General features: G+C 70.9%; 17 protein-coding genes. 5 read left to right on the top strand and 12 right to left on the bottom strand.

Going from position 1 to position 15,954, the window contains the following annotated elements; translation table 11 throughout:
• Nucleotides 1-51: 51 nt before the first annotated feature.
• Nucleotides 52-1,173: a sensor histidine kinase gene (locus LDL49_RS34230; protein WP_225297359.1), complete on the bottom strand. Its 1,122-nt coding sequence runs from the start codon at nt 1,171-1,173 to the stop codon at nt 52-54.
• Nucleotides 1,170-1,832 (bottom strand): response regulator transcription factor, encoded by a 663-nt coding sequence (locus tag LDL49_RS34225; protein WP_225297357.1) that lies wholly within the window; start codon nt 1,830-1,832, stop codon nt 1,170-1,172. The genes LDL49_RS34230 and LDL49_RS34225 overlap by 4 nt, the downstream gene beginning before the upstream one ends.
• 115 nt (nt 1,833-1,947) lie before the next feature.
• Between LDL49_RS34225 and LDL49_RS34220 the strand changes: the two genes are divergently transcribed.
• On the top strand, nt 1,948-3,438 hold the full coding sequence (locus tag LDL49_RS34220; protein WP_225297355.1) for a DUF1349 domain-containing protein: 1,491 nt from the start codon (nt 1,948-1,950) through the stop codon (nt 3,436-3,438).
• On the opposite strand, the gene LDL49_RS34215 is transcribed toward LDL49_RS34220, so the two are convergent.
• On the bottom strand, nt 3,429-4,283 hold the full coding sequence (locus LDL49_RS34215; protein ID WP_225297353.1) for a helix-turn-helix transcriptional regulator: 855 nt from the start codon (nt 4,281-4,283) through the stop codon (nt 3,429-3,431). The genes LDL49_RS34220 and LDL49_RS34215 overlap by 10 nt on opposite strands.
• A 319-nt stretch (nt 4,284-4,602) precedes the next feature.
• On the opposite strand from LDL49_RS34215, the gene LDL49_RS34210 reads away from it, so the two are divergent.
• Nucleotides 4,603-4,860: a response regulator transcription factor gene (locus LDL49_RS34210; protein ID WP_225297351.1), complete on the top strand. Its 258-nt coding sequence runs from the start codon at nt 4,603-4,605 to the stop codon at nt 4,858-4,860.
• Between the two features lie 83 nt (nt 4,861-4,943).
• Here the strand turns inward: LDL49_RS34210 and LDL49_RS34205 are convergent, their stop codons facing one another.
• The 3 genes from LDL49_RS34205 to LDL49_RS34195 form a co-directional block, all read right to left on the bottom strand.
• The gene (locus tag LDL49_RS34205) at nt 4,944-5,714 is read right to left on the bottom strand and encodes an alpha/beta hydrolase (protein ID WP_308016233.1); all 771 of its coding nucleotides are present in this window, start codon (nt 5,712-5,714) and stop codon (nt 4,944-4,946) included.
• A 130-nt stretch (nt 5,715-5,844) separates the two neighbouring features.
• Nucleotides 5,845-6,111, bottom strand: coding sequence for a hypothetical protein (locus tag LDL49_RS34200; protein ID WP_225297349.1), 267 nt, complete (start codon nt 6,109-6,111; stop codon nt 5,845-5,847).
• Nucleotides 6,108-6,431, bottom strand: coding sequence for a PadR family transcriptional regulator (locus LDL49_RS34195; protein ID WP_225297347.1), 324 nt, complete (start codon nt 6,429-6,431; stop codon nt 6,108-6,110). Before LDL49_RS34195 ends, LDL49_RS34200 begins: the two co-directional genes overlap by 4 nt.
• Before the next feature lie 211 nt (nt 6,432-6,642).
• Here LDL49_RS34195 and LDL49_RS34190 point away from each other — a divergent pair, with 211 nt between their 5' ends.
• Nucleotides 6,643-7,419: an alpha/beta fold hydrolase gene (locus tag LDL49_RS34190; RefSeq protein ID WP_225297345.1), complete on the top strand. Its 777-nt coding sequence runs from the start codon at nt 6,643-6,645 to the stop codon at nt 7,417-7,419.
• Here LDL49_RS34190 and LDL49_RS34185 read toward each other — a convergent pair.
• The 4 genes from LDL49_RS34185 to LDL49_RS34170 are packed head-to-tail and all read right to left on the bottom strand — an operon-like array spanning nt 7,403 to nt 11,662.
• Nucleotides 7,403-8,569, bottom strand: a complete 1,167-nt coding sequence (locus tag LDL49_RS34185) for a glycoside hydrolase family 68 protein (protein ID WP_225297343.1) — start codon at nt 8,567-8,569, stop codon at nt 7,403-7,405. The two genes, LDL49_RS34190 and LDL49_RS34185, sit on opposite strands and share 17 nt — an antisense overlap.
• Nucleotides 8,570-8,574: 5 nt before the next feature.
• Nucleotides 8,575-9,399 (bottom strand): carbohydrate ABC transporter permease, encoded by an 825-nt coding sequence (locus LDL49_RS34180; RefSeq protein WP_225297341.1) that lies wholly within the window; start codon nt 9,397-9,399, stop codon nt 8,575-8,577.
• On the bottom strand, nt 9,396-10,295 hold the full coding sequence (locus tag LDL49_RS34175) for a carbohydrate ABC transporter permease (RefSeq protein WP_225297339.1): 900 nt from the start codon (nt 10,293-10,295) through the stop codon (nt 9,396-9,398). Before LDL49_RS34175 ends, LDL49_RS34180 begins: the two co-directional genes overlap by 4 nt.
• Nucleotides 10,296-10,300: 5 nt before the next feature.
• Nucleotides 10,301-11,662, bottom strand: coding sequence for an ABC transporter substrate-binding protein (locus LDL49_RS34170; protein ID WP_225297338.1), 1,362 nt, complete (start codon nt 11,660-11,662; stop codon nt 10,301-10,303).
• A gap of 148 nt (nt 11,663-11,810) precedes the next feature.
• On the opposite strand from LDL49_RS34170, the gene LDL49_RS34165 reads away from it, so the two are divergent.
• The gene (locus LDL49_RS34165; RefSeq protein WP_225297336.1) at nt 11,811-12,887 is read left to right on the top strand and encodes a LacI family DNA-binding transcriptional regulator; all 1,077 of its coding nucleotides are present in this window, start codon (nt 11,811-11,813) and stop codon (nt 12,885-12,887) included.
• A 230-nt stretch (nt 12,888-13,117) separates the two neighbouring features.
• Here the strand turns inward: LDL49_RS34165 and LDL49_RS34160 are convergent, their stop codons facing one another.
• Nucleotides 13,118-14,149: a nitronate monooxygenase gene (locus LDL49_RS34160; protein WP_225297334.1), complete on the bottom strand. Its 1,032-nt coding sequence runs from the start codon at nt 14,147-14,149 to the stop codon at nt 13,118-13,120.
• A gap of 74 nt (nt 14,150-14,223) precedes the next feature.
• On the opposite strand from LDL49_RS34160, the gene LDL49_RS34155 reads away from it, so the two are divergent.
• A complete protein-coding gene (locus LDL49_RS34155; protein ID WP_225297332.1) occupies nt 14,224-14,745 on the top strand; it encodes an MBL fold metallo-hydrolase in 522 nt (173 codons plus the stop codon).
• Here the strand turns inward: LDL49_RS34155 and LDL49_RS34150 are convergent.
• Nucleotides 14,703-15,950, bottom strand: a complete 1,248-nt coding sequence (locus LDL49_RS34150; protein ID WP_225297330.1) for a serine hydrolase — start codon at nt 15,948-15,950, stop codon at nt 14,703-14,705. The two genes, LDL49_RS34155 and LDL49_RS34150, sit on opposite strands and share 43 nt — an antisense overlap.
• Nucleotides 15,951-15,954 lie beyond the last annotated feature (4 nt).

The following is a 15,954-nucleotide window of genomic DNA, read 5'->3' as shown; positions in this document are numbered from 1 at the left end:
ATGGCGGGCTCGCCGCCGCCGGGCTGTTGGTGATCGTCAGGACTCATGCCTTCAAGGCTGTCGTTGAACCGTTCCCGGAGGCAGAGCTCCGTGAGCGAACCGTACGGTGATGGACAGGCCGCCTTCGGGGCGGGCGCCGGCGGTGAGGGTGGCGTGGTGGGCTTGGGTGACGGCGTTGACGATGGCCAGGCCGAGGCCGTAGCCGTCGCGGCCGTGACGATCGGGCGCCAGTTTCTGGAAGGGCTGGAAGAGCCGCGGGATCTGGTCGTCGGCGATGACCGGCCCGGTGTTGGTGACCGTCAGGACCACCTGGGGGCCGGAGGTCTGAGTGGTGATCTTTACCTGCCCGTCCGGGTGGTTGTGGCGGATGGCGTTGTCGATGAGGTTGGCGACGAGGCTTTCGATCAGCCCCGGATCCCCGGCCGTCACCGCGGGCGTGAGGTGTTCGGCGAGGTCGATGCCCGCAACCGCGGCTCGGTCGCGGCGGGAGGCGAGCACGCCCGCCACGATCTGGGTGAGGTCGAGGGCCTCCCAGCGGGTGACGCCGCGCTCGCTGGTGGCCAGAGCGAGCAGCGCTCGGACGAGCCGCTCCTGGTGCTCGCCCAGGGCGAGGGCCTCCTGGCAGGCCGAGCGCAGGGTCTCGGCGTCGGCGTCGGGGTCGGCGAGGGTGACTTCGAGGAGGGTGCGCAGGCCGGCGAGCGGGGTGCGCAGCTCGTGGGAGGCGTTGGCGACGAAGTGGCGTTGGGCGTCGAAGGAGGCTTGCAGGCGGGTGAACAGGTCGTCGAGGGTGTGGCCGAGTTCGGTCAGCTCGTCCGCGGGCTCGCCGAGGTCGAGGCGCCGGTGGAGGTCTCCGGCGGAGATGATTCTGGCGGTGGTGGTGATGGCGCGCAGCGGGCGCAGGAACCGGCCGGCGACGTACCAGCCGAGAGCCAGGGCGACGGGGATCAGGACGACCAGGGCGACGGCGGATCCGATGAGGAGTTGGGGCAGGCTGATCCCGGCCCCCGTTTCGGGGGTCGGGCTGGATGAGCCTTTGGGCGTGACCTGCTGGATGCTGGCCAGCGGGACGTCGACGAAGATGAGCATGAGGGTCCCGGCGGCGTAGATGCCCGCCGCGTAGGCGAGCGCGAGCCGCGTCTGCAGGGACCTTCTGGTGAACGTCCGGGAGGTCATGACGGTCCGATGCGGTAGCCGCCTTCGCGGATGGTCTCGATCACGGGCGGGTCGCCGAGCTTGACCCGCAATCGGTGCATGGTGTGCTTGACGGCACTGCTGAAGGGGTCGGCTGCCTCGTCCCAGACGCGTTCGAGCAGCTCCTCGGCGGAGATGACCAGCCCGGGCACGGCCAGCAGGCATTCCAGCAGGCCGAACTCCCTGGGGCTCAGCTCAAGGCGCCGGCCGGCCCGGAACGCGACACGGCGGGCCGGATCGAGGGTGATGTCCCCGCAGGCCAGGGTGGGCGGCAGCGGCGGGGTGGCGCGGCGGGCCAGGGCACGGACCCGGGCGACCAGTTCGGCGAACGCGAACGGCTTGGGCAGGTAGTCGTCGGCGCCGAGGCTGAGCCCGTCGACGCGGTCCTCGATCGTGCCGGAGGCGGTGAGCATCAGCACGCGGGTCTCACAGCGGCCATGAGCGAGCCGCCGGCAGATCTCGTCCCCGTGGACGCCGGGCAGGTCACGGTCGAGGACCACCACGTCGTAGCGGGTGGCGGCCAGGCGGTCGAGGGCGTCGGTACCGTCCAGGACGACGTCGACGGCCATGCCCTCGCGGCGCAGCCCGGTGCCGATGGAGCGGGCGAGGATTTCGAAGTCCTCGACAACCAGGACCCTCACCGCCCCTCACCGCCTGATTGAGGTGCCATGCCTTCACGATCCCAGATCCCCGGTCGCAGCCAGGTCGCGGCCGCTGCGACGTGGCTGCGACCGGGTGCCGCGTACAACCGTCGGCATGAATCCATCGACGCCGTACCGATCCGGCCTGCACGCGGAGTGGACCAGGTTCCGCACCGGGCGAGGCTGGGTGCTCGCCATGGCGGCCTCCGTGCTGGTCACCGTGTCCCTCGGACTGCTGATCAGCGGGGGCGTCCGCAGCAGCTGCGTGACCGGGAAGGGCGAAGGCCCCTGCCCGCCGCCCTTGCTGGGACCCGATGGCACGGCGGTGCAGGACAGGTACTACTTCGTGCACCAGCCGCTCAAGGGGAACGGCGGCATCACCGCCCGCGTGGCGGACATGACCGGGCAGATGCGGTTGCCGGACGCGGTGCCCGGGGTGCGCAACATCAAGCAGGGGGTGGTGCCGTGGGCGAAGGCCGGGCTGCTCGTACGGCAGAGCCTCAAGCAGGGCACACCGTACGCCGCCGTCATGCTCACCGGAGATCACGGCGTGCGGATGCAGTACAACTACACTCACGACGTGGCCGGCGGCCCGCACAACGGCCCGCAGTGGCTGCGGCTGACCAGGTCGGGCGACACCATCACCGGCTACGAGTCGGACGACGGCAAGGCGTGGACCGAGGTCAGCACGGTCAAGCTGGCCGGGCTGCCGGAGACGGTCGAGATCGGGCTGTTCGCCACCTCGCCAGGCGCCTTGTGGGACATGGCGAAGGCCTTCGCCCAGGCCACCGCCACCTTCGACCAGATCAAGCTGCAGGGCGCGAACGGTTCGTGGCGCCGCGACGACGTCGGCGTCGCCCTGGAGTCCGACGGCAAGACCCCGCATCACCCGGGCGGGGTCGTCGAGTCCGGCGACAAGCTCATCGTGACCGGGGGCGGCGACATCGGGCCCGCCACGGTGGAGGGCGGTATGCGCGCCGACTTCACGCTGATCGGCGGCGTCTTCGGGCTGGTCCTGGTGCTCGGGGTGGCGGTCACGTTCTTCACGGCGGACCACCGGCGTCGGCTGAGCAGAACCGGCCCGCCGGTCGAGCCGCGTCCGGCGCGGCCGCTGGCGGCCAAGGCCACGGTGCTCGGCGCGGTCGCGTTCGCGACGGGGCTGGTGACCTCGGGGATCGTGGTCCCTGGCGGTCTGGCGCTGTTGCGTGCCCACCAGAACCCGATCCAGCCGCTCACCCTGGGTACCGAACTGCGGGTGATCGTCGGCTACGCGGCGCTGACCGCGGCCGTCGCCGTGCTGGCTCTGGGCCTCGCCGCGCTGGTCAAGCGGGGCATCGTCGCCATCGGGCTGGCCATCGCGCTGGTCGTCGTGCCCTACCTGCTGGCGAGCGCGGGTCTGGCGCCGTGGCTGCTGATCATCACCCCTGCCGCCGGGTTCGCGATCACGCAGAGCGTCCCCACGTTCGCGCATGTGGACGTGGGTCCGTCACTGTTCGGGAGCTATTACCCGCTCCCGCCCTGGGCAGGGTTGGGCGTGACCTGCGCGTACGCCGCCCTCGCCCTCGGGGCGGCGATAGCCGTACACCGCACGAGAAATCATCGATGACTGCGGTGGGCGGTCTCCGGGCCGATGACCCGCAGGAGCTCGAGAGCCTCAATGCTCTTGGATCCGGGCGGCGGCGTGAACAGGCGCAGACGCTGGTCCGCGGCCTGCGTCTGCAGCATCTCGAAGTCGAATTCGATGGGCCCGACAGCGGGATGAATGACGCGCAACCGGCTCTCGCGGCGCACGGCGACCTCGTGCCGCTGCCAGAGGTCGGCGAACTCCTCGCTCGCCGCCCCAAGCCGCTCGATCAGGGAGCTCGCGGGCCGATCGTAGTCACGACGCGTCGCGGCGGCCCGCAGGTCGGCGACGCGCAGGCGGCTGTGGCGGTCGTGCTCCTCGGCGGGGTACGCCTGTCGCACGAACGGGTCGGTGAACCAGCGCCACACGATGTTCCGGTCCTGTTCCTCAATCCTGCACACGCACCCGAACAGGGCCTCGGCCAGGGCGTTCTGCGCGAGCAGATCGCCGAGGTCGGTGAGGAGCTGGGCGGGCGTGTCGCCCAGCCGGTCGAGAAGGTAGAGCAGGCCGGGCCGGACCTGATGTCCGGCGCGCGCCCCTTCGGGCGGCCGGTGGCCCGCCAGCAGGTAAAGGTGATCTCTCTCGTCGTCGGTCAACCGCAATGCCCGGGCGAGCGCGGCCAGGAGCTGGACCGACGGCTGGGAGCTGCGCGCCTGCTCCAGCCGCATCACGTAGTCGGCCGAGACCCCGGCCAGCTGGGCCAGCTCTTCGCGGCGCAGGCCGGGCGTGCGGCGTCGCGGTCCGGCGGCCAGGCCGGCCTCCTGCGGCCGGAGCCGCTCGCGGGAACGGCGGAGGAAGTCCGCCAGCTTGACGCGGTCCATCTTCATGTCACCCATCCTCGCCGCCCGGCCGACCTTGGCAAACCGCTGTGTCTTGGCGGTGCGGCCTGATCCGGATTGCCAGGGATATCGACCGCCTATACGCGATGCTCCGCAAGGTGGGCAGCCTCTGATGCCGCTGAGCTCCTACGGCTTGAGCACGGAGTTCGGCTGAGTCGACGACCGCTTCGGTGTCTTCTGGCACGCGGCGCTGCGCGGTGGCGCCGGCGGATTTCTGCTCAAGGACGCACCGCCTCGAGACCTGCTGACCGCCGTACGGGTGGTCGCCGCCGGGGAGGCGCTGCTCGCCCCCAGCGTCACCCGGCGGATGATCACCGAGTTCGCCCGGCACGATGTCCGGCCCGCACCGATGTCGGCGGCCCTGCGCGGACTGACCGAGCGGGAACGGCAGGTGTTGACCCTGATCGCTGAAGGCCTGTCCAACTTTGAGATCGCGCAGCGCCTGCACATCGGTGAGGGAACGGCCAAAACCCACATACGCCATCTCCTGACCAAGCTCGACGCACGCGACCGGGTCCACCTCGTCATCACCGCCTACCGGTCCGGGTTGATCTCTCCCGACTGAAGCCAGGCTGGAGCCCCTGCCTCGCACCACAGGACGTGAACTGCGATCGCCACGAGAACCCGAGCCCGCCGTAGCACACTGGATCATCGCAGTGCGCGCACCTCCGGATAGGGATGTTCGCCGGCCAGCAGCGGGGACGGGCGGTGATGGATGACCTGGTCGGCGAACTGGGTGACGTAGGCGTCCTGGATGCGCAGGCCGCGTGCTCCGTCGATGGACGCCAGGGGGAACAGGGCGCGAATCGGAGCGGCCAGATAGATCACGGCGTAGTCGGTGAAGTTGAAGTGGCCGGTGCCGGCGATCTCGTAGCGCCAGACGGGGCCGCTGCTCTTGGCGAGCAACTGCCGGGTCCGGTGGCGCATGGTCTGCTCCAGGGGGACGGTGGCGCGGCAGGTGCCGGTGACGCACGAGTTCTCACCGCCGAGGATCAGCGCCGGGGCCCGTAGGCCGGCCCGGACGACGGTGCCGAACAGGGCTCCGTCGAGGTCGACCGCGCCCGCGCAGGACGGGTCGTCGTGGCAGGCCTGGAAGGCGGTGGCGCCGCCGAAGGAGTGCCCGATGTAGAGGGGGTGGGAGGCGCCGATGTACCCGGCCAGGCGCGCATCCTGACCGGTCTGGGCGGCGACGAAGCGCGCGTCGGTGGCCCAGACGTCGATCAGCCGGTCCGCGGTCGTCCCCTCGTCCAGGTCCTCGTGGTTGCCGGCCGGGGTGCTGGTGACCGCGTGCCCGCGCAGGACCGTGACGTTCGCGCTGTAGGTCGGGGTCATACTGGCCACGACGTAGCCGTGGCTGGCCAGGTCCTGGGCGAGGGTGCTGAACACCGGCGCGCTCAGCCCCATCCCGGGCGCGAGCACGATCAGGGGGAAGCGGCCCGGCGCTGTGGCTGCGCGAGCACCAGCGCACCCACGGCCTCCACCCCTGCCAGCACGCCACCGGGCAGCAGCGGCGCCACCAGGCGGCCGTCGCGAGCCGGCACCAGGACGCTCAGCGTGAGCAGCAGCGCCGCCGCCGCGGCCACCAGGCGATCCAGGTCGTGGCCAGTGTCGCCTGCATGCGGCGCCGTACGCGCGCGGCCGGATCACCCGACAGCGCGGGCCGCAGCCAGGCTCGGACGGCACCCGCCGCGAGGTCCAGCAGCACCCGAGGGCCGCCGCCTGTCTCCTCGACAAGCGCGGCGAGCTCCTCCCCGTACCGCTCGCGGAACCACGGCGGATGGCACGCCATCACGACGCGCGCCACCAGGCCGCTCACCGCGCGACCCCCATCGACAGGCGGCGCAGGCCGACGGTGGCGAAGCGCGACATCTCCGCCAGCTTCTCGCCCAGCTCCGCCGCTCCAGCCGCGGTGATCCGGTACGGCCGGCGACGTTCCTCCCCCGGCAGCGCCTCGACCAGCCCCCGCTCCTCGAGCCGGGACAGCGCGCCGTACAGCGTCCCCGGGCCGAGCGTGACACCGGCCTGCTCCCGTACGTCCTTGATGATCGCGTAGCCGTGCTTCGGCCCGTCGGCGAGGCTCCCCAGGATGAGCAGCGGCGGATTGCCCCAGCCCAACGGATCGGTACGGCGCGCCATCGCGGCCCCCTCTAGTACGTCAAACTTTAGATCGCGCGACGATGGTATCCGTTGCCGTGCATGATCAGGAGCTCGACGACCGCAAGGACCCGGCGCACACTGATGCACGCACTCTAGGAGGGCCGATCCTAGGGAATCGGCTCCCCTCCTCATCGCCGCAGGCTCCTGGCATCGTCCCTGGTGTCGAGCAGCGATGAGAAGGGAGACAGACATGAGGGAGCTCACAGTGGGCGCCGCGCGTGTGCCGTACCGGGTGATGGGCGAGGGCCGCCCGCTCGTCCTGGTGCATGGGGGCAGTCCGGGCTCGAAGGCCTGGGACGGCGTGGCCGGGGCGTTCGCGGGCAGCAGCACGGTGGTGCTGCCGGATCTTTCGGGAAGCGACGCGGCGCGCGACGACGGGGGCGAGCTCACGGTCGAGCTGCTCGTCGAGCAGGTCGCCGCCGCGATCTCCGATCTCGGACAGGGGCCCGCCGACGTGGTCGGGCACTCCATGGGTGCTTCGGTGGTCGCCGCGTTGGCCGCCGTCCGGCCGGACCTGGTGCGCAGTGTCGTGCTGGTCGCGGGCTGGGCCGGGCGGGGCGATGAATATCTGCGCAACGCGTTGACCGTCTGGCGCGATCTCGCCGGCGATGGCGACACCTTCGCGCGGTACACGATGCTGATCGCCTACAGCCGTGAGCATCTGGCTTCCATCGGCCCGGCGGCCGTGGCGGAGGTCGCCGCCGCCTATCGACCGCTTCCGGGCAGGCTCCGGCAGATCGATCTCGCCTTGCGGCTGGACGTCCGCGACCTGCTGCCGCAGGTCCAGGCGCCGGCACTGGTGATCGGATGCGCCCGCGACGCGCTGATCTCCGTGGCGTACTCCCGCGAGCTGGCCGCCGCCATCCCGGGCGCCTCGTACGCGGAAGTGGACAGCGGACACAACGTGACGGCCGAGCGGCCGGCGGAGTTCGCGAAGCTCGTCCGCGACTTCATCCACCAGGGATGACCGAGGTGGTCATCGCGTCGATGGTGAGCTTGAGCATCGGGGCGATGGTGCCACCGAAGCCGGCCCGTGCCTGCGCGGCTCCCGCGGATCGGAGGTCCGCGCCCTGGGCGGAGCGGTAGTTGGCGAAGCTGACCACCTGGAGGTCGGGCAGCACCAGCCAGGCGTATGCCTGGTCGGGTCGGCGGGCGGAGTTCTGGATCACCAGTCCGGATCCGTTGAGCGGCTCGTACGGTCCGGTCAGGCTGGGTGCGGCGAAGCCATAGAGCCCGGTGGGCGCGCGGTCGGCCGGGTGGAAGGTGTGGCGCTGGGTGGAGAAGAAGAGGTGGTACCGGGAGTCGTGGACGATGACGTGCGGTCGTTCCAGCTCGTGGTTGATGCCTTCGGCGACGAGCAGCGGCGGCAGGAGGGACCAGGTGCCGGCTCGTGGCTCGGCCAGGGCGATCGCGCCGGTGAAGCCGTCCTCCCAGGCGGTGGAAGCGGCGACGAGGAGATGGTCGCGCCCGTCGGCCGGGTCGCGGAACCAGCCGGGATCACGGAAGGCCCTGATGCGGCCCGGCGCTCCGTCGGCCTCCTCGGCCGGCAGGCCCGGGGCTCCGTCGCCCTCCTCTGTCAGCAGGTACATCCGCCCGTCGGAGCGCAGGACCTCGCGATGCTCGGCGTCCGGTCGCAACGAGATCCGGCCGGCGTCGGCGATCAGGGCGGCGCGGGCCTCGATGACGCTCTGCCGGTACGTCGGGCGCGCTTCGCCGCGCCGTCCGGCGGCCGTGTAATACACCGACACGGTCCCATCAGGCCGCCGGACCGCTGATCCGGACCATTCGCGGCTGCCGAGCGCGACGCCGTCGGCGAAGGCGTTCCCCAGGTCCTTCCACTCGCCGTCACGTCGGGCGAGCAGGCGAATCCGCGCCTGGTCGTGGCGCTCCTCGGGGTGACCGGCAGCGGGGGCCGACAGGGCCAGCCACAGCTCCTGGCCGCCGACCACGCTCGTCGAGCCGTCCTCGTCCTGGATCGGCCACAGGTCCCACAGATCGTGGTCCGGCAGGATCCGTGGTGCGGCCTCGGGGGTGATGACGGGCGCCGTGGTCGTGGCGGCCTCGGCGAGCAGGTCGAGGTGCCGGCGGGTCCAGCGTGCCGTGCGGAGCTCGGGCATCGCGGTCAGCCCTTCAAGGAGCCCTGGAGCAGGGCCTTGACGAAGTGACGCTGGAAGATGAGGAAGATCACGAGCGTGGGCGTCAGGATCAGCAGCGATCCGGCGCACAGCAGCGGGATGTCGGTGCCCCACTGTCCCTGGAAGGCGCCCAGGGCGCCGGACATCGTCCGTTTGGTGGGATCGTCGACCAGGACGATGGCCAGCAGGAACTGGTTCCAGGTCCACAGGAACAGCAGGATGCCCAGGGACGAGATCGCCGGCATGGCCAGGGGGACGTGGATGCGCCGGAACAGCTGCCACACGTTGGCGCCGTCCATCCGCGCGCTCTCCGACAGCTCTCCGGGCATGTTGACGAAGTGGGCGCGCATCCAGAAGACGCTGAAGGGCATGAACAGGCCGATGAGCGGCAGGATGATCGCCCAGCGCGTGTTGAGCAGCCCCATATCGCGGATCTGGTAGTACAGCGGCGTGATGATGCCCTCGAAGGGCAGGGTCAGGCCGAGCACGAACAGTAGGAAGATCACCCGGCCGCCGATCACGCGCAGGTGGCCGATGGCGAAGCCGGCCATCGTGCCCAGCAGGATGGAGATCGGGACCACGCCGAGCACGATGAGGGCGCTCGACTTCAGCAGCTCGCCCATCTTCGCGGCCTCGAAGGCGCGCGGGAAGTTGCCCCACTGCGGCTCGTCCGGCCAGGCCAGCCCGGCCGGATAGCTGCCCGAGGGGTGCAGGGCGGTGACGAACAGGCTGAGGAACGGCAGGAGCGTGACCGCCATCATGAGGATGAGCAGCAGCCTTCCGGTCCAGGCTTCGCGCGAGGCGGTGATCATTTGTTGCCGTCCTTCGCGAACCACTGGATGGGAAGGGCGCAGGCGATCACGAGGACCATGAGCACCACGGCCAGGGCCGAGGCCATGCCCACCTCGCGTTCGGAGAAGGCCAGGTAAAAGATCTGCAGGCCGGGCACCATGGTCGTGTTGCCGGGACCGCCCTGGGTGGAGATGTAGATGATGTCGAAGCTCGCCAGGGCGGCGATCACCGTCACGGTGACGCAGACCGCGATCTCCTGCCGCAGGCTCGGCACCGTGATGGAGACGAACTCCCGCCACGCCCCCGCCCCGTCCAGCCGGGCGGCCTCGTACAACGCCGGGTCGATCTTGCTCATGCCGGCCAGGAGCAGGAGCGTGCACAGGCCGAGGAGCACCCATGCGCCGATCAGGCCGACCGCGGGCAGGGCGGTGGCGAAGTCGCCCAGCCAGGCCCGGGTCACTCCCCCGAGACCGACGAGCGAGAGCAACTGGTTGATCACACCGGTGGAGGCCAGCAGCCAGCTCCACGCGATGCCGGCCGCCACCAGCGGGATGACCTGCGGCAGGAACAGCACGGTCCGCGCTATCAGGGCGAGCCGGCTGGCGGCGATCCGCCGGATCGTCGCGGCGATCGCCAGGCCCAGCACGACCGGGATCGCGCTGAAGAACACGATCAGCTTGACGGCGTTGACCAGCGACTCGAACAGGTCTGGATCGGTGAAGACCTTGCCGTAGTTGGCCGGGCCCACCCAGGTGGACGGGCCGATGCCGTCCCAGTCGTACAGCGAGTACTGGAACGTCAGGGTGATCGGGCGCAGGACAAACACCGCGTAGAAGGCGAGCGCCGGGGCGACGAACAGCCAACCGGTAAGGCCGCGCAGCTTGGCCACCGCGGGCCGCCGGTGCGAGGGTCCCACCTGCCTCAGTTCCCTTCGAGCTGGCCGGCGTAGTCGGCCTGGACGGTCTTCAGCAGTTCCTGTGGCGTCTGCTGTCCCGCGACGAGTTTCTGCAGCTGGGGCGTCCAGCTCTTGGCGTAGATGGCGCCGGTGGCGTTGGCGATGAAGTCCATCGCGCCGTTGTCCTTGGCGATGTTCGCTCCCGCGGCCAGCGTGCCGGCGGTGACCGTGCCGGCTTTGACGGTGGGCATGTACGCGTCGGCCGGTCCCATCGGACGGGATCCGCCGACCTCCACGCCGATCTCACGCGCCCGCTTGTCGGTGGCCACCCAGTTGAGGAAGAAGGCGGCGCAGTCGGCGTTCTTGGCGTTCGCGGCGATGCCGAAGGTCAGAGGTGCCGACATGGCGGCGCGCTTGCCGCCCTCCTGGACCGGCGGCATCAGGGAGAAGCCGACGTTGCCCGCCATCTGCTTGTCGAGGTTGCCCGACTCCCAGTCACCGTCGAACATGAACAGACCCTTGCCGCCGATGAAGCGGCTCATCATCGTCGCGTAGTCGACCGCGTTGACGTCCTTCTGGAAGTAGCCGGCCTTGATCCACCGCTCCAGGTGCTGGGCGGCCCGCAGGTTCGACGGGGTGTCGATGGTGGCGCCGGGCTTCTGGAAGATCCAGTCGTTGATCGGCTCGGGCGGTCCGTAGGAGGCCATGAGGTTCTGCAGCGGGAAGGCCAGGCCGCCGGTGGCACCGCCGTTGAACTGCACGATGGGTGTGATGCCCGCACTCTTGGCCTTGGCCAGCACCGCGTCGAACTCCGCCAGCGTGGCGGGCGGCGCGGACATCCCTACCTGCGCGGCGAGCTTCTTGTTGTAGAAGACGCCGGTCATGCTGAAGTTGAGGCCCAGGGCGTACAGCGAGCCCTCGCCGCGCGGCCGACCGCCCGGACCGAGGCGCAGCTGCTGGAGCTGCGAGGCCGGCCACTTGTCCCAGCCGAACGCCGTCGCGTAGCCGTCCAGGTTCTTCAGCAGGTTGTCCTTGACCAGCTCGGAGACCTGGGGCAGGCGCATCAGGTCGGGCGGGTTGTCCGCCAGCACGCGCGGGGCGTTCTGGGTGATGACGGCGAACTGGTCCTCGCGGATGTTCCACGTGACGTTAGGGTGCTGCTTGGTGAACTCGGTGGTCAGCGCCTTGGGGAGCGGGAAGCCGGTCTCGAAGTAGCCGTTCATGGTGATCGGCGCGGTGCCGCAGGTGGGCGCCGCGGACACCGGCGACGCGCTGGTGGCCTGGGGTCGCGGGCTGTCGCTGCCGGGCGCCGCGCAGGCGGCGGCCAGCGTCCCCATGGCGATCACAAGCGCGGCCCCGGACCTGCCGGGGCGAACTCGGCGAGCCATGTGCATCTCCTCTGCTGCATGGGACGATCGGCACCGGGCTGATGTCCCGCATTCCATTGCTAAATCGGGTTAGCGCCCGATAGTCTCACGGCGCGCATCGTACGATGTCAACCCCCCGTAACACTCTCTTGACGATCGGAGGTCCTGGGTGAGCCCACGACGGGTCACGCTGGCCGATGTGGCCAAGGCCGCCGGTGTCTCCCGCCCGACCGCCTCGCTGGTGCTGTCCGGCCGTGGCCGCGAGCTGCGCATCTCTCAGGACGTCGAGCAGCGGGTCCTGCGCGCCGCCGAGGAGTTGCAGTACCGGCCCAACATCGTCTCCGTGGGCCTGCGTACGGGCACCAGCCGGACGATCGGCTTCGTCTCCGACACCGTCGCCACCTCCCGGCTGGCCGGCGACATGATCAAGGGCGCGCTCGAGGCGGCCCGTGAGCGCGGCTTCATGCTGTTCATCGGTGAGACCGAAGGCGACGCCGAGCTCGAACGCCTCCTGCTCCAGGCCATGCACGACCGCCAGGTCGACGGGCTCATCCTGGCCTCGATGTTCACCAGGACCATCAAGGTGCCCAAGGGCATCACGGCCGCGCCCGCCGTGCTGCTCAACGCGCTGCCCAAGCAGCCCACTCCCCTGCCCGCCGTCATCCCCGACGAGGTCGAGGCGGGCAGGCGCGCTGCCCGCGTCCTGCTCGACGCCGGCCACCGCGACGGCATCTACCTGATCGGCGCGGGCCCGCGCCTGCGCGACGTGCCCGCACAGAGCGTCGCGGCGGTGGAGCGGCTGGTCGGCATCCGCGAAGCGCTCCGCGAGGCGGGGGTCAAGGTGGCGGGCGCCCGCACCTGTCCCGACTGGCAGCCGGAGTACGGCCTCACCGCGACGCGCGACCTGCTGCGGACCGCCCAGCCGCGGGCGCTGATCTGCTTCAACGACCGCATCGCCATGGGCGCCTACCAGGCACTCGACGACTTCGGGCTCAAGGTGCCCGCGGACGTCTCCATCGTCTCCTTCGACGACCACCCCATCGCCTCGTGGATGCGCCCCAAACTGACCACCGTGGCGCTGCCCCACTACGAACTGGGCCGCAAGGCCGTCGACGTGCTGTTCACCGAGATCGACCGGTTCACCGAGGCCGACCGCGACCGCCCGGACCCCGACCGGGCCGGCGAGGTGCACCGGGTGCCGATGCCGGTCCGCGGCCGCGAATCCGTCTCGCCGTCACCGGCTTGACGCTCCTACTCGAAAGCGCGTCGTGGATCACGTGCCGGCCGGCGTCTCCAGCGATGGCGCCGCCTCGGCACGGTCGAAGCGGTCCCAGACGCCGCTGACCGAGCGGTTCTTGCGGCCGTTGCGCAACAGCGTCACGCTGACCAGCGCCGACAGGGGACGTTAGGCGCGCCCTTGTGTTCGGGTCCAACGATTGTTGGCGATGGGAGCCATCTCCCGCGGAGAACTGAGCGCTACAGGTTCGCCGTCAGGCGGGTCAGGATGCGCGCCGCGGGCTCGGCCGATGCGTGCCGGTAACCGGTGCCGGCCCACAGGTGGAGGCGCTCGGCGTCACCGGCGGCGGCCGCGGCTCTGCGCAGCGGGCTGGTCAGGTGGTGCAGCGCGGGATAGCCGGCCGGGGCGAGGTGATCGTAGAGGTCGGTGAACGCGTTGCGGAGCGCGCGTGCGGGGCGGCCGGTGAACGCGCGGGTGACGAGCGTCCGGTCGCGGGCCGGGTCGGCGAGAGCGTCCTGGTGCGTTTTCGAGGCGCCGCTTTCGTCGGCGCGGAGCAGGACGGTGCCGACCATGGCCGCCACGGCGCCGGACAGCAGGACCTCGGCGACGGCATCGCCGGTGGCCAGACCTCCCGCGGCGACGAGCGGGAGATCGGTCACGTGGGCCACTTCGCGCAGGAGCCGAGTGATCGGTGTCGCCGTGGGGACGCGGTCAGGGGTAAGGGTGCCTGAGTGACCGCCGGCCGCGCCGGCCTGCACGGCGAGGAGATCGGCACCGGCGTCGGCGGCGCGCAGCGCTTCTTCGGCCGAGGTGACCGTCTGCATGATCAGCGTGCCGGCGGCGCGCAGCGCTTTGACGACCGCCGGATCCGGGATGCCGAAGGTGAAGCTCGCCAGCGGGACGGGGTCCGCCAGGAGGAGGTCTATCTTGTCGCGCCAATGGTCGTCGTCTTCGGTGAGAGCGACGTCGGCGAGGTCGAGCCCGTAGCGGTCGGCTTCGGGCTGGATGGCGAGGGCGTAGCGGCGGTAGGCGGCGGGGTCGGCCGGGATCGGATTGGGGGCGAACAGGTTGACGCCGAACGGCACGGCGGCCGCCCGTACCTCGGCGATCTGCTGCGCGAGCACTTCCGGGCGCTTGTAGCCGCCGGCCAGCAACCCGAGGCCGCCGGCTTCGGCGGCGGCGGTGACCAGCCGGGGCGTGGTGGCGCCGCCCGCCATGGGTGCGGCCAGCACGGGAACGGACAAGCCGATGGCGGTCAGTGCGCTGTTCATCGGACCCTTCTCTCCTGCCGGTGCCGGATCCGGCCCTTCGCCGTCCTGGGCTCCGAGGTTAGGAGGTGGGACCCGTGACAGGGAAATTCCGCCGCCACTCAAGGAGCTGCCTGTCGGCGGCGTCGCGGCCGCGCCTTCGCGCTGAGCGCGCCGCTGATCCTCACCGGGCCCGCCTCGGCCCTCCGGCGGTCGGTCTCGCCTCCTGGACCGGCCACGCCCTTCCACGCCCGGACGGAGATGGCGAGCTGACGGTGATGGCGGTGCCCGCCGTACACGGTCCGGAAGACGGCGAGCGTGACAGCGACGGCGACGTCAACTGCGAGGTCACCGGATTCGTCCTGTCCGGACGTGGCCTGCCCACCGTGTACGTCAGCGGCGACAACGCCTCGATCCGTACCCTGGCCGAGATCGCCCGCCGGGTGCCGGAGATCGACGTGGCGGTGCTGAATGCCGGCGCGGTCAGGGTCGCGGCGACGTTCGACGGCCGGCCACTGTCGCTGGACAGCCGCCGGGCGGCGGCAGCTTGCGGCCCGCGCCGGCGTCGTCGCGATGATCATCGTGCCAGGAGGTGGAACGCGCCCCGGATGGCGGCCTGACCGCGGGCCGCCACGTCGAGGGTGTCGAATGCGGTGGCCGGGTCGGACACCATGAGACTGACGGCCAGCGCTCGGCGGTCGGGAGTGCGGGCGAGGTAGTGCAGGGATACGACCCCGGGCTCGCTGCCGCCCTTGTACCACACCACCGGAAAGCGGGATGCGTCCAGGTTGAGCCCGTCGTCGTTGAGCGACAGCGCGTGGTGGATCCGCGGCTGGTCGAGCCGCAGGAGCCCCGCGTAGGCGTGGCAGATGTCGGCCGGCGAGGCGAACCACTCGATCTGGTCGATGTATCTCGGTTGGGGCCAGGTCTCGTGCACCTCGGGCAGCGGTAGCCGTTCCAGCTCCAGCACCGTGGCGATGCGATGCTGGACCGGCAGGGCCAGATACTGCCGTGCGCGTTGCGCGTCCGAGGTGGCCTTGAGCTGGAATAACGCCTTGGTGGTGAGGAACGGGACGTTCGCGTCGGGCCGCCGGTGGCCGAACAGCGACAGCTGGCGCACCACCGCGTCCCGGCCCAGCCGATGGATCAGGTGGTCGGTGGCGGTGTTGTCGCTGATCGAGATCATGTGGTCGGCGTATTCCGCCAGCGGAAGGGCCGCGCCGGCCGGGCGCTCCTGCAAGATGCCCGAGGGCAGGCTCTTGTAGTCGTCGCGGATGACCAGTTGCTCGTTCCAGGAAAGTCGCCCGTCGGCCACGGCTTGGGCGAGCGCACCCAGCACGTACAGCTTGAACGCCGAGCCGATCGGACCTGGCGTGCCGGCATCGCGGCCGTGCGCGATCCGGCACTGTCCGTCCGGCTCGATCTGCGCCGCGGCGAAGGACACGCGTGCGCCCAACCCGGCCAGCCGCGTGTCGATCTCCGTCCATGTGGCCGGGTCGGGTTCGTCCGGGGTCAGGCGCATGGTGTCCACACGCCCGGCCGCGTCCACGCCCACCGTGATGCGGTAAGCGGCGGTACGGCCGCGCACCGCTGCCTGGACGCGATCCGGTCGCGTGGTGAGGATCTCGCGGAGTGCGACCGGGCCCACCGCGGCCAGTGCCGCGTTCAGTCCGTCCGGTCCGCCACTCGCCTCCAGCAGGGCCGGGGCCAGGCGCTGGCGGATCTCGCTGTCCTTGAGTGGAGTTCGGGTAGTCGCCTCCACCAGCCAGTTCAGTTGCTGTTCTGCGGTGCTGGAGGGAATGTTCGCCGCGGTTTCGTCGATCACTGTC

The organism is Nonomuraea aurantiaca, assembly GCF_020215705.1.
GTDB classification, from domain to species: domain Bacteria; phylum Actinomycetota; class Actinomycetes; order Streptosporangiales; family Streptosporangiaceae; genus Nonomuraea; species Nonomuraea aurantiaca.
This window is presented reverse-complemented; position numbering and strand designations above follow the sequence as displayed.

Coding starts and splice junctions, on each gene's coding strand:
- LDL49_RS34160 (WP_225297334.1), bottom strand. CDS start 14,149: ATGAACAGCGCACTGACCGCCATCGGCTTGTCCGTTCCCGTGCTGGCC.
- LDL49_RS34195 (WP_225297347.1), bottom strand. CDS start 6,431: ATGGCGCGCCGTACCGATCCGTTGGGCTGGGGCAATCCGCCGCTGCTC.
- LDL49_RS34215 (WP_225297353.1), bottom strand. CDS start 4,283: ATGAAGATGGACCGCGTCAAGCTGGCGGACTTCCTCCGCCGTTCCCGC.
- LDL49_RS34230 (WP_225297359.1), bottom strand. CDS start 1,173: ATGACCTCCCGGACGTTCACCAGAAGGTCCCTGCAGACGCGGCTCGCG.
- LDL49_RS34185 (WP_225297343.1), bottom strand. CDS start 8,569: ATGCCCGAGCTCCGCACGGCACGCTGGACCCGCCGGCACCTCGACCTG.
- LDL49_RS34190 (WP_225297345.1), top strand. CDS start 6,643: ATGAGGGAGCTCACAGTGGGCGCCGCGCGTGTGCCGTACCGGGTGATG.
- LDL49_RS34220 (WP_225297355.1), top strand. CDS start 1,948: ATGAATCCATCGACGCCGTACCGATCCGGCCTGCACGCGGAGTGGACC.
- LDL49_RS34170 (WP_225297338.1), bottom strand. CDS start 11,662: ATGGCTCGCCGAGTTCGCCCCGGCAGGTCCGGGGCCGCGCTTGTGATC.
- LDL49_RS34180 (WP_225297341.1), bottom strand. CDS start 9,399: ATGATCACCGCCTCGCGCGAAGCCTGGACCGGAAGGCTGCTGCTCATC.
- LDL49_RS34210 (WP_225297351.1), top strand. CDS start 4,603: ATGATCACCGAGTTCGCCCGGCACGATGTCCGGCCCGCACCGATGTCG.